This window comes from Paenibacillus pasadenensis DSM 19293 (genome assembly GCF_000422485.1).
In the GTDB taxonomy this organism is placed as follows: Bacteria; Bacillota; Bacilli; order Paenibacillales; family Paenibacillaceae; genus Paenibacillus_O; species Paenibacillus_O pasadenensis.
The window spans coordinates 122753-134885 of record NZ_KE383852.1 but is presented as its reverse complement, the minus strand read 5'-3'; the positions used below and the strand labels follow the sequence as shown (position 1 = coordinate 134885).

Below are 12133 nucleotides of genomic sequence, written 5' to 3'. Positions count from 1 at the left end.
AGCGGCATCGCCGGTCCAAGTGGCCGTTCCGGTGTGGGCGGCGACGCCAGAGCATCGCCGCCTTTCGGCTTTGCCTCTTCCAGACGAAAGCGCCTTCTGCCGCCCGGCAGAGGGCGCTTCGTTTTAGGCGAGCTGCCTTCATGAAACCGCTTCAAACTTTTTTCGAACAAAATGAAAACGCTTATTGACAGATTGAAAACGGATACATATAATAAAAGTACAGTATGGTTTCTCTCCACTCCTATCCAACTCCATCGCACGTCTTGTGCGGGCCGCCCTCTCGGGCGGCTTTTTGTTTTGAGCTTGCCTTTTCTTAGAAGTTCCTCATATTCGATCCCTTTCGCGCCCCCCATGATACAATACGAGGAGTTTGCGGACATCCAGCTTTTGGGTAATAACCCATGATGTCGAAGCCGGCAGGAATTTGGCGCCGGCTGGCGAATGATTATTCTTCAGAATCGTTCGCAGGATGCCGAAATACACTTTATCGTCGCATGTTCATTTCTCTTTCTTTTTTGCGCGGCAGCGCAACTTTCTGCATCCGTTCCGGTACAACTAGATACCGGACGGAAATCGCTGCAGGTGAGGAGGTACAGCCGCCTGTCATGGATGATTCCGATCTGATCCGGCAAATCAAACATGGAAATGTAGAGCTCTATTCCGAACTTATGAGGCGTTACCAGCGCAAGATCATGGCCTTTATCCTTCACATGCTCCGAAGCACCAAGATGGAGCTCGTCGCAGAGGATCTCTGCTCCGAGACCTTCTACAAAGCTTACCGCAGCCTGCACTCGTTCCGCGAGGTGGACGCTCAGTTCTCCACCTGGCTGTACACGATCGCGCGCAATACGGTGCTGAGCGAGCTGCGCAAGCAGCGCAGCGTACATATTCCCCTCGAGGAGAGCGGCGTCATGCCGATCGCTCCGATGGACGCAGCTCCGGAGCAGAGGCTGCTTCAGGGAGAGCGGATGGCGCTTGTCCGGGACGCGATCAACGCTCTTCCGGAGAAGCAGCGCTCCGCGCTCATCCTGCGCGAATATGAAGGATTGGACTATCAGGAGATTGCCGATGTTCTGGGCGGGACCGTCAGCTCGGTCAAATCGTTGTTGTTCCGTGCCCGGGGCAGCGTCAAGGTCCAGCTGGAACCCTACTTCGAAGAAACGGAGAGCGAAGCGTTCGAAGGGATGAAGCTGCGATGAAATGCGAAGAAGTGCAGGATGCGCTTGCGCTTTATTGGGATCTGCCTGAGGGCGATCCTGTAAAGCAGTCTGTCGACCTGCATTTGAAGCATTGCATAGCCTGCAGGCAGGAATACGAGCTTTGGGCGGAGAGCGAGCGCCTTATCCAGGAGCTCTCCTTTGCGGAAGACTTCGAAATGGCCGAGAGGGCCGAGGAGGTCAACCGGACCGTCATGGACCGGATCTACGCCGAGGATCATATGGACTGGACGCTCAGGCGGCGGTTCACCTTGAACCGCACCTTCGGGCCGAGGCTGTCCGCCGCCGTTGCGGCCTGCCTGGCGATGTTCTGCACCAGCCTGCTATACGTGCTTCTTGGCCGGGGCGGCCAAACGGATGAGACGAAGGGCATCATGGAAACCGCTAATGCTTCGTCTTCTCCCGTGTTCAAGGCGTCGATCTCAGGCGATATTCCCGTCGCCACGGTGAGCGATCCGCTGCTGCTGAGCCTCGTTCCCCGCGCCCCTCAATATTGGATCATCCTCTCCATGCTCGGGCTCGTCATGACGATGCTCATGATGGGATGGCTGTCCCGAATTCGAAAATAACGCTCTCCGGCTGCCTCGCGGCCGGATTTTTTGTTATACTCACTCCTAACGACTTGAAGCAGGAAGGAAGGCTAGACGATGAAACTGGGTCTGATCCGGCACGGCCGGACCGATTGGAACGCGCTCGGCCGCATTCAAGGCATCACCGACATCCCGCTGAACGACGAAGGCAAGCGCCAGGCGATGCTGCTCGCAAGCCGGCTCGCGGGGGAAGAGCAGCGCTGGGACGCGGTCGTCACGAGCGGCCTGTCGCGCGCCGCCGAGACGGGGAAGATCATCGCGGACAAGCTGGGCATACCGCTGCTGGAGCCGGAGCCTCTGCTCATCGAGCGCAGCTTCGGCAAGATCGAAGGCACGACGGAAGAAGAGCGCCTGGCGGCGTGGGGTCAAGGATGGCGGACGAATCCGGGAGCCGGGGTGGAGACGGACGAGAGCGTCCGCCTGCGCGCGGCCGCATTCCTTGAATCGTACACGGCCAGGATGCCTCAGGGCAACCTGCTCGCCGTGACGCACGGAAGCTTCCTTGCCCAGATGCTCGGGGTCATGGTCGAAGGACTGGATCAGCCTTATTTGCACAATATGTGCTTTTCCGTGCTGGAGCACGGAGAGGCGGGCTGGCAGTCCCTGCTCCATAACTGCACGCTTCATCTGCAAGAAATATCTTGAACCCGCAAGCCCGCCGATATGGCGGGTTTTTTTGTTGTCCGGCACGTCTTAAATCTCCCGGATCGTCCCATAATGGTAGTACAAAAAGCAGCTAGAAGGGAACTTGGCCGATAGAAGGAGGGACGAGAGATGAATTTCTCGGATATGCTGGGCTATGCGGACATCGCCCAGCTGAGCCGGATCGCGCAAGTATATGACTGCCGCTGCAACGGCAACTCCAAGCATGAGCTGATTCAGGCGATCCTGTCAAAAGCGGGATCGCGCGAAGGCTTCGATGCCCAGATCGGGGCGATGAAGCTGGAGGAGCTGAGATTCATCAACTCCTTGATCTTCGACAGCCGGGAGCAGTTCAGTCTCGAAGAGCTGATCGCCCGGGTGCAGTCCAGCCGTTCCGTGCTTGAACCTGCGCCCGAGCCTGCCCAAGGACAAGCGAAGGCGAAGGGGCGCGGCAAGAAAGCAAAGCAGCCGGAGGCGCCGGAAAGTCCGCGGGACATGATCGTCCGCTTCAAGCATTGCGGCTGGCTGTTCAACGGCATATCGGGACCTGACCGATATCTGTTTCGCGTGCCTAGGGATCTCAAGGACCGATTCCGCCAGACGCTCAAGCGGAAGTTCAGCGAACGGCTGGTCTTTACGGACGAGCCGCCCGTCTATCGGGACGAGCAGGAGCTGCTCGCAGGCGATGTCAAAGCGCTCCTCTCTTACGTGAGGCATCACGAGGTGCCGCTGACTCGGGAGGGATACATGCATCGCCGAAGCATGCTGCAGGCGATGGAAAGCTTCGGCGTACGCGAGGAGCCGCCCGCCAAAGCGGCGTGGAGGTTCGGCTACGGCCGGCGCTTCCGCGAATATCCGGAGCGCTTTTCGCTCGTCTACGATTTTTGCTTCTATAATAAGTGGGTCGAGGAGACGGAGAGCGAGCTGCTGCTCACGCCGCTAGGCGAGGCGGCTCTGCTCGGCGGTCAGGCGTTCGGCACGGAGCAGCTCTATCGGTTCTGGCTGAGACTGTACAAAGGAGCGGTGCCCAACCTGGCCTCGATGGTCCACTGGGTGGACGAGCTGGCCGACCGCTGGGTGACGGCCGACTCTCTGCGGGAGGTCCTGATCCCGTATGTGAAGCCTTATTATTACGATACGGCGGAAGCGGTCATGGATTCCCGGATCCTCATGATGATGCTGCATCTCGGCCTGCTCAGGATCGGCGAGGAGGAGCAGCGGGGAACGGTGCTGAGGATGACGCGGCTCGGCCGGGCGGTCATCGCCGGGGTGAGCGTGGAGCACGGGGACGTGCTGCGGATCGATGAAAGCCCCGTCCGGCGCGTCTAGCGCGGGCGGCAGGCAGGAGCATATTATTCTAGCTGGCGGGTCAGCAGCCTCTCCCGGCTGCCGCTAGGGCGAATACAATAGATTGAGATCGCGGCGATAGGTTGGCGTCGATTCTATACCTGGCGGCACTACCGGCACAAACTGCAGCGAGGAAGGTATAGGTGCACAAATTAGCGGAGGTGCATCCCATGGACAAAATGAAGGCGAATTACGAGGTCATGCTCGGACTGGCCGCGGAAATGCTTCTCGATGAAGCTCTGATCCGGTTCCGGAAGGAAAAGATCTATGCGGCGATCGACGACGCTTTGGAATCCGGCGACAAGGAAGGCTTCGAGAAGCTGGCCGCCCAATGGAATACGCTGCAGCGCTGACGATGTCGGCGCATCCCATGCCCCCCGCCGATCCGGCACGCCGGACCGGCGGGGGGTTCGTGCTTGGCAAACGTGCCGCTAAAAGGTACCATAGTAAAGGTTATGGCGCTAAAGGAGGTGCGAGATGAAATTCAGCGAAATCGAGGAGTCGCGCTGGCCCGAGCTGCAGCCGTTCGTCGATACTTGCCTGCTGCCGGTTACGGGGCTGAGCGGAGCCGAGAATCCGTGGCAGGCTGCGGCCGCGCTTGAAAAGCTGCGCGACGTGATGGATGCGGTCGAGGTTCCGTTCCGAGGGCGGATCATCGCCTATCCGGCCGTTCAGTACGGAAGCGAGGAGACGGCTGCGGCGCTCGGTCCGCTCGTCGCGAACTTGAAGAAGGCGGGCTTCCGCTACGTAGTCGCCGCTTCGGCCGCGCTGCGGCTGGACGGGCTGGCCGAGGCCGATCTGACGATCGGTCCGGGAGAGGACGGCACGCTGCCGGACGCGGAGCGGATCCGCGGCGAGATCCGCCGGCTCTGGAACGCCTGAACGGAAGCGGATGCGATGCTTCGGCCGCGTATAGAGACGGCCCTTTTGGGGGAAACCATGTCTCAGGGAATGATTGTTAACTGCGCGTGTCGAAAGCAGGGACAATTGTGACAAATTAGCAACAAACATGGGAGCGATTTTTGAACATTGAACTTCCAAATTCTTGACGCTCCTATATGACTGACGTATGATAGGAATTGCTTGGTTCGACACGGAATGTCTGGCGGACAAGGCATCCGAAATGGTTGCAAAGGGGGTTGAACAGATGAGTAATCACGAGTATCAGGAGACCGCGCATACTCCCGTAAAACGCAAGGAAATGTCCCGCAGGCAGTTTCTCGCGTACACCCTCGGAGGAGCAACTGCATTCATGGCAGGCGGCGCCGTGCTGCCGATGATCCGGTTCGCCGTTGATCCCCTCTTGGAGAAGCGCGCGGGCGGCAGTTTCGTGAAGGTCGTGGAAGAGAGCAAGGTGAAGGTCGGCGAGCCGACCGAATTCAAGTTCAAGATCCATCAGGTGGATGCTTGGTATGTAAGCGATCCCGAGCAGGCGGCCTGGATCATGAAGGACGACAAAGGCAAGATCTTCGCCCTTTCGCCGGTGTGCAAGCATCTCGGCTGCACGATCGGCTGGAACACGACGACTGCTAATCAATATGTGTGTCCTTGCCACGGCGCGCATTACACGGTAGATGGCAAAAACCTGAGCGTGGCGCCGGCTCCGCTTGACGAGTACCAGGTCAAGGTCGAGAACGGTTTCGTCTACTTGGGCGATATCATCCCCAACACGCGGGTTTAATGGGAGGCGTTAGTTCCGATGTTTAAAAGCGTATACAACTGGATCGACGAGCGTCTTGACGTAACGCCGCTGTGGCGGGATGTAGCGGACCATGAAGTGCCGGAGCATGTCAACCCGGCCCATCACTTTTCCGCTTTCGTCTATTGCTTCGGGGGACTGACGTTCTTCATCACGGTCATCCAGATCCTTTCCGGCATGTTCTTGACGATGTATTATGTGCCGGACATCATCAATGCTTATGCCAGCGTCGACTACCTGCAGCACAAGGTGCCGTTCGGCTCCATCGTACGCGGCATGCACCACTGGGGCGCGAGCCTCGTCATCGTCATGATGTTCCTACATACGCTGCGCGTCTTCTTCACGGGCTCCTACAAGGCGCCTCGCGAGATGAACTGGGTCGTAGGCGTGCTGATCTTCTTCATCATGCTCGGCCTCGGCTTCACGGGCTACCTGCTGCCGTGGGACAACAAGGCATACTTCGCCACCAAGGTCGGCATCCAGATCGCGGACTCCGTGCCTTACATCGGGGAGTATATCAAGATCTTCCTGCAAGGCGGCGAGATCGTAGGCGCGACGACGCTGACCCGCTTCTTCGCGATCCACGTGTTCTTCCTGCCCGGCGCCCTGCTGGCTCTGCTGGCCGCGCACTTCCTGATGATCCGCAAGCAAGGCATCGCGGGTCCTCTATAACCGAGAGGAGGGACCTAAATGGCTCACGGCAACAAAGACGAAAAGGTCGTTTATGTCGGCGACTCCCGGGTGCGCAAGCCTTCCGGAGTAGTGGCGGTGCCGCCGGACTATACTTCCTTCCCCGGCCGTTCGGAAGCATTCATCCCGAACTTCCTGCTCAAGGAATGGATGGTCGGCTGCGTCGTCCTGGTCGGATTCCTCGTCCTGACGATCGCCCACCCGGCTCCGCTCGGCTATCCGGCGGACCCGACCAACTCGGCGTTCATTCCGATTCCGGACTGGTACTTCCTGTTCCTGTACCAGCTGCTCAAGTATCCTTGGGTGTCCGGCGATTATGTCGCTTGGGGCGTTGTCGGCATTCCCGGCGTCGCGTTCGGCTCGCTGATGCTGGCTCCGTTCCTGGACACCGGCAAGGAGCGCCGCTTCTACCGCCGTCCGATCGCGAGCGCGCTCATGCTGCTCTCGCTCGTCGCCTGCTTCTATCTCACCAAGGTGAGCTGGGACTTCTACCAGCATGAGCTTGAAGTCACCGGCACGGTGCCGGAGCATATCACCCGCGAGGAAGAGGCGCGCGAAGCGGCCATGTCCGGCAAGGAGCCGCCTTCGGCGACGAAGCCGGTCGAGGAGGTCGCTCTGGTCGACGCGGACAACGCGGACGTCAAGGCGATCATGGAAAAGGCCGGCTGCCTCCAATGCCACGGCACGGACCTCAAAGGCCAAGCCGGAGCGAAGATTCCATCGCTGCATGGCGTCGGCGACCTGCTGACGAAGGAAGAGCTGGCTGACATCGTCACGAACGGCAAAGGCGCGATGCCGGCGTTCGGCGAACAGCTCTCCTCCGAAGAAATCAACACGCTGGCCGACTGGCTGGCGAAGCAAAAGGCTGCCGGCGAGTAAGTCTCGGCAGAGCGAGAGACCTGACTGTCCTTCGGCAGTCAGGTCTTTTCTGTACCGATTCCGGCATCAAAGGAGGAACCAACGATGGGAATCAAGCTGGATCGCAGCCTGCTGCTGTATCGGCCGTTCCTGTGGACGCTGTTCATCGTCAACGCGCTTGGGACTGTCTACGGCTACTATTGGTATGCTCATCAGCTCGAGCAGACCGTCCGCAACGGACACCCCTGGTGGCAAATCGTCTTCGTGCCCGACAGTCCTACCGCCAGCCTCTTCTTTACGCTGGCGCTGCTCTACCTGCTGTTTCCGCCCGCATCGCCTGGACGGGGAGCGCGGCTGCTGCGCTCGGCGATCGAGGCGCTTGGCGTCGTCACCTCGATCAAGTACGGCATCTGGGCGGTCTCGATGATCGTGGCCGGCGCCTCCCAAGGGGAGCCGCTGGAGCCGCAGCATTACATGCTGATGGCTTCGCATCTCGGGATGGCGGTGGAAGCGCTGCTTTATCTGCCGTTCTTCCGGTTCCGCAGAGCTGCCGCGGCGTTCGCGCTCGGCTGGCTGCTGCTGAATGACTACAATGACTACACCTTCGGCATCTTCCCTTATTTGCCGGGGCCGCTGTACGACTATGTGCCCGAGGTGCGGACCTTTACGGTCGGGCTGACCGTGTTCAGCTTCCTCGTCACGATGCTCGGACTGGCGCTGCTGCGGAGGGGGCGTGACGGGCGCGGCCGCTGACCGGGGCTAGGGCTTGCCGGCGCGGCCGCTGATCCGATTCGAGGTGCGTGGATCCGCCATCATAAACCTGCCTGTCCCTGCATAAAGTAGGACAGACAGGGAGGGATAAGCATGTCAAGACGATGGTGGGCAGCCATAGCAGCGGGCTTGGCGGCTGCCCTTCTGCTGCACGGCGCCGCGCTGGCGGCCGCGGCGAGCCGTGCTTCAACCGCAAGCGAGGACGACCTGCGCCTTCGCGCCAAGCAGGAGAGGTTCCAGGCGGCAGCCGACCGATTCTATGAATCGGTCATGGCTGCGGACCGCAACGGCATTTTTTATACCCTGCGGGATGCGGCGGCGACAGCCGGCGACAGCGTGCTGCGTCGGAGCGGCGGCGAGCTCGGATGGATCGCGGTCGATGAAGCTTTCCGCGAGGCGGAGGTCGCGGCGAGCCGGCAGTCGGATGCGGACGGGCTGCTGGCGGCGGCCTCCAAGCTCCGCCTGGCTGCGGACAGCCTGGCCGGAGGCGACGACGCCCTTTGGCTGCAGTACCGTCCGATCCTCAAGGAGGACGCCCGGCAGCTCGTCATCGCCTGGACGACGTCGGGCGCGTCCGAGACCGGCACGGCAGAGGCGCGGATGCGGACGCTGCGGCAGCATTGGGAGCTGATCGAGCCTTCCGCGCTGCTCATGCGGGACAAGGAGATGGCCGAAGCGATGCGGGACAGCATCGCCTACAGCTCCCGGCTGCTGACGTCGCGGGACGGGACCCGGACCGGCTTGGCCGTGCAGTCGTTCGAGTCGCTGTCGGGCACGGCGGATCGGCTGTTCCTCGCCGGGGGCGGCGACCTGCCGGCCGACGCGCTCCCGCTTCCGCTGGCTCCGCGCTCGGGCGGAGGCTGGCTGATCTATACGATCGTGCCGCTCATTTGCGCCTTGCTGACCTACGTCGGCTGGTCGAACTACCGTCAAGGCCAACATGGCGTCATCGTGCTCCCGGCGCGTCCGGAGCGCCCGAGCCGCAACGGAGTCGTCCGAAAGTAGAAGGCCCAACATCGAAAAGCCCTTTCGTCAGAAAAAGACGGAAGGGCTTTTCGTGTGCTCGAGCAACTAGGGGAAGGGAAGAGGCGGCTTAGGCTTAGGCCTCCTCCTTGAAGCCCTCGCCCAGAACGTCATGCACGTCGCTGATGACGATGAACGCGCGCGGATCGATCGTCTTCACGATCAAGCGCAGCGAGCGGATCTCGCTGCGGGATACGACGCAGTAGATCATGTTGCGCTGCACCTTGGAGTAGGCGCCGACAGCGGGAATGAGCGTCACTCCGCGCTCGAGCTCGACGGTGATGCGCTCGGCGATCTCCTCGCCCTTTTCGCTGATGATCGAGAACGCCTTGGCGGCGTAGGCGCCTTCCTGGATGAAGTCGATGAGCTTGGAGGCGATGAAGACGGCGACAAGCGTATAGAGCACGTTCTGCTTCGGAATGTACATGAGCGAGATGCCGATGATGATCGCGTCGAACGACAGGATGATCTGGCCCATGCTCCAGCCCTTGGCGCGGTTGATGATGCGGGCGGCGATGTCGACGCCGCCGGTCGTGCCGCCGAAGCGGAACACGATGCCGAGGCCGCCTCCGAGCGTCACGCCCGCGTACAGCGCGGCGAGGATGAGGTCATGCTCGGCGTTGAACGGCTCGATCCAGCCCGCTTCGATTCCCCTTTCAAAAATGAACAGGAAGAGGGACAGGCTGAGCGTGCCGACGATCGTCATGATCATCGGCAGCCGGCCGAGGATGCGCAGCCCGATGAAGAAGAGCGGGATGTTGAGCAGCAGCGTCGTGATGGACAGCTTCCAGCCGAACGCATAGTTGAGCAGGACGGCGATGCCGGTCACGCCGCCTTCCATGAGCTGGTTGGGCAGCAGGAAATACTGCAGGCCGAAGGCGTAGATGGCCGTTCCGAGCAGGACGGGGAGGATGGACTTGTACAGATAGCGGTAAGCAAGATGGGTCATGACGGTTTTCTCCTTGGCTTCACAGTCTGAGCGGGCAGCCTGGCAGCGGCTTCCCTATATTGTGTTCAAAACTGCTTTAGGATAACATAGGTAAAGATACGTTGCAAAAGGGGACTGTCGCATGGAAGAAAAATCACTCGCCGAAATCCAGCGCGAGGTAGACCGTTACATAGGCCAGTTCAAGGAAGGCTACTTCAGCCCGCTGTCGCTCGTGGCCAGGCTGGCGGAGGAAGTCGGCGAGCTGGCGCGCGAAGTGAACCATACGTACGGCGAGAAGCCGAAGAAGCCGGACGAGGCGGACAACTCCATCGAAATGGAGCTGGGCGACATCCTGTTCATCCTGAACTGCTTCGCCAACTCGCTGGACATCGACCTGACGAAGGCGCATGACGCCGTCATGCACAAGTTCAATACGCGCGACGCCGACCGCTGGACGCGCAAAAACGGCGAACCGCAATAACGCCCCGGGCATATGCTGTTACCATCACCCTAGCGCAAGGAAGGTGGGCGGATGGACGGGGAAGGCTGCATCAAAAAAGCGTATGAATGCATCTTGAACGGCGATTTCGATGGAGCGATCGAGTGGTTCCTGCAGGCCATCCAGCTGGAGCCTCGCAACGCTTCCTTTCATTATAAGTGCTCGGTCTCCTGCGCTCGGAGCGGACGGTGGGAGCTTGCCCTCCACCATGCGGTCCAGGCATGCGAGCTGAAGCCGGGCCACGAGGAGTACCGCTATCACCTGGACATCGTCGAGGCGAGGCGTCTCGTCTCCGACGCCAAGCTGCTGCTGGCTTCCGAGTCGGGCTCCGCGTCGGAAGCGATGGAGTTCCTGCAGGAGGCCCGCATCCTCGACCCGCTTCAGGCCGAGGCCTGCTATCTCGCCGCGGTCTGCTGCATGCAGCTCGGCCGGCTGCAGGAAGCGCGGCTGCTCGCGGCAGAGGCTTGCCGCCTGGAGCCGGCGATGGAGGAAGCGAGGCAGCTGAATCGTCAGCTCAAGCGGATGCTGAGGCGGCGAGGGAGGGATTGACCGTCCCTGCCGCCTTTTATTTCTGAACCGAGGTGATCATCAATGTCAACCCCAATCAAAGTCGCGGTGGCCGGCGCATCCGGCCGCATGGGCCGCGAAGCCGTCAAGCTGGTGCTGCAGGAGGAAGGGCTTCAGCTGGCCGGCGCGATGTCTCCATCCGCAGGCGCCGTCGACGCGGGACGCCTGGTCGGCCTGGACGAGGCCGGCGTCAAGGTCGTGCCTACGCTCGAGGCGATGCTGTCCTCCGCCGACATCGACGTGCTCGTCGACTTCACCGTGCCGCAGGCCGTATACGCCAACACGCTGGAAGCGATCACGCGCGGCGTCCGGCCGGTCGTCGGCGCCACCGGCTTCACGCCAGCCCAGATCGAAGAGCTGGACGAGCTGTGCAAGCAGCAGAAGATCGGCGGGCTGATCGCGCCGAACTTTTCGATCGGAGCCATCCTGATGATGAAATTCGCCGCCGAGGCGGCCAAATACTTCCCGCATCTCGAAATCATTGAATATCATGGCGACCAGAAGCTTGACGCTCCGTCCGGAACGTCGATCAAGACGGCCGAGCTCATCTCAGCCGCCCGCAAGGAGCTGCGGCAGGGCAATCCGAGCGAGGAGGAGACGATCGAGGGCTCGCGCGGCGGCTATTACGACGGGTTCCGCATCCACAGCGTGCGTCTTCCGGGCGTGTTCGCCCAGCAGGAGGTCGTCTTCGGAGCGTTCGGACAGTCGCTCAAAATCCGCCACGACTCCTATGACCGCGCCGGCTACATGCCGGGCGTCGCGCATGCCGTCCGCAAAGTAATGACCTACGAGGGCATGGTGTACGGCTTCGAGCATATCATGGACGACTAAGGAACGATTCCTGGAAAACTTCAGCCTGTCAGGCCGTAAAGGAGCTGGAATAGATGCTGCAAATCGCATTCATCGCGCATGACCGCAAAAAGGACGAAATGGTCAACTTCGTCACCGCCTACGAGGAGGCGTTCAAAAACGCCAAGCTGTATTCCACCGGGACGACGGGCTCCCGCATCATGGAAAAGACGAGCCTGCAAATCAAGCGCTTCATGAGCGGCCCGCTCGGCGGGGACCAGCAGATCGGAGCGCTTGTCGCGGAGGATGAGCTTGATCTCATCATCTTCCTGCGCGATCCGCTCATGGCTCAGCCGCATGAGCCGGACATTACCGCCTTGCTTCGCCTGTGCGACGTGCAAGGCATCCCGGTGGCGACGAACATCGCGACCGCCGAGCTGCTCGTCAAGTCGATGATGCGCGGAGACTTCGCCTGGCGCGAGCTCGTGCACAAGTACAAGCCGGAGTAAGCGG

At 60.9% G+C, this 12133-nt stretch carries 16 protein-coding genes; 15 read left to right on the top strand and 1 reads right to left on the bottom strand.

From position 1 onward, the window contains the following. The first annotated feature begins 605 nt into the window (after positions 1-605). From H582_RS0118720 to H582_RS0118670, 11 genes are all read left to right on the top strand, one after another. Positions 606-1199, top strand: coding sequence for an RNA polymerase sigma factor (locus tag H582_RS0118720; RefSeq protein ID WP_028599759.1), 594 nt, complete (start codon positions 606-608; stop codon positions 1197-1199). After that, positions 1196-1786 (top strand): anti-sigma factor family protein, encoded by a 591-nt coding sequence (locus tag H582_RS0118715; protein WP_028599758.1) that lies wholly within the window; start codon positions 1196-1198, stop codon positions 1784-1786. The genes H582_RS0118720 and H582_RS0118715 overlap by 4 nt, the downstream gene beginning before the upstream one ends. A gap of 78 nt (positions 1787-1864) precedes the next feature. Further along, complete coding sequence (locus H582_RS0118710; protein ID WP_028599757.1) at positions 1865-2452, top strand: histidine phosphatase family protein; 588 nt, start codon at positions 1865-1867, stop codon at positions 2450-2452. Between the two features lie 129 nt (positions 2453-2581). Beyond that, positions 2582-3778, top strand: coding sequence for a hypothetical protein (locus tag H582_RS0118705; RefSeq protein ID WP_028599756.1), 1197 nt, complete (start codon positions 2582-2584; stop codon positions 3776-3778). Between the two features lie 188 nt (positions 3779-3966). Then, positions 3967-4149: an IDEAL domain-containing protein gene (locus H582_RS0118700; RefSeq protein ID WP_028599755.1), complete on the top strand. Its 183-nt coding sequence runs from the start codon at positions 3967-3969 to the stop codon at positions 4147-4149. Between the two features lie 124 nt (positions 4150-4273). Beyond that, positions 4274-4678, top strand: a complete 405-nt coding sequence (locus H582_RS0118695) for a DUF2487 family protein (protein ID WP_028599754.1) — start codon at positions 4274-4276, stop codon at positions 4676-4678. A gap of 265 nt (positions 4679-4943) precedes the next feature. Continuing rightward, entirely contained in the window at positions 4944-5477 is a 534-nt protein-coding gene (locus H582_RS0118690) for a ubiquinol-cytochrome c reductase iron-sulfur subunit (protein WP_028599753.1), read from the top strand. 18 nt (positions 5478-5495) lie between these two features. Next, positions 5496-6167 (top strand): menaquinol-cytochrome c reductase cytochrome b subunit, encoded by a 672-nt coding sequence (gene qcrB, locus H582_RS0118685; protein WP_028599752.1) that lies wholly within the window; start codon positions 5496-5498, stop codon positions 6165-6167. Between the two features lie 18 nt (positions 6168-6185). Further along, complete coding sequence (locus tag H582_RS0118680; RefSeq protein WP_028599751.1) at positions 6186-7064, top strand: menaquinol-cytochrome c reductase cytochrome b/c subunit; 879 nt, start codon at positions 6186-6188, stop codon at positions 7062-7064. 84 nt (positions 7065-7148) lie between these two features. Then, entirely contained in the window at positions 7149-7796 is a 648-nt protein-coding gene (locus H582_RS0118675) for a DUF1405 domain-containing protein (RefSeq protein WP_043111589.1), read from the top strand. 111 nt (positions 7797-7907) lie between these two features. Next, positions 7908-8819, top strand: coding sequence for a sporulation protein YpjB (locus H582_RS0118670; protein ID WP_084137425.1), 912 nt, complete (start codon positions 7908-7910; stop codon positions 8817-8819). 94 nt (positions 8820-8913) lie between these two features. Here the strand turns inward: H582_RS0118670 and H582_RS0118665 are convergent, their stop codons facing one another. Beyond that, a complete protein-coding gene (locus H582_RS0118665; RefSeq protein WP_028599748.1) occupies positions 8914-9786 on the bottom strand; it encodes a YitT family protein in 873 nt (290 codons plus the stop codon). Between the two features lie 121 nt (positions 9787-9907). Here H582_RS0118665 and H582_RS0118660 point away from each other — a divergent pair, with 121 nt between their 5' ends. From H582_RS0118660 to mgsA, 4 genes are read left to right on the top strand one after another with little or no spacing between them, the layout of a single operon-like run. Beyond that, entirely contained in the window at positions 9908-10246 is a 339-nt protein-coding gene (locus H582_RS0118660; protein WP_028599747.1) for a nucleotide pyrophosphohydrolase, read from the top strand. Positions 10247-10297: 51 nt separating this feature from the next. After that, complete coding sequence (locus tag H582_RS0118655) at positions 10298-10813, top strand: tetratricopeptide repeat protein (RefSeq protein ID WP_028599746.1); 516 nt, start codon at positions 10298-10300, stop codon at positions 10811-10813. A 42-nt stretch (positions 10814-10855) separates the two neighbouring features. Next, on the top strand, positions 10856-11662 hold the full coding sequence (dapB, locus tag H582_RS0118650) for a 4-hydroxy-tetrahydrodipicolinate reductase (protein WP_028599745.1): 807 nt from the start codon (positions 10856-10858) through the stop codon (positions 11660-11662). A gap of 53 nt (positions 11663-11715) precedes the next feature. Beyond that, on the top strand, positions 11716-12129 hold the full coding sequence (mgsA, locus tag H582_RS0118645; protein WP_028599744.1) for a methylglyoxal synthase: 414 nt from the start codon (positions 11716-11718) through the stop codon (positions 12127-12129). Positions 12130-12133 lie beyond the last annotated feature (4 nt).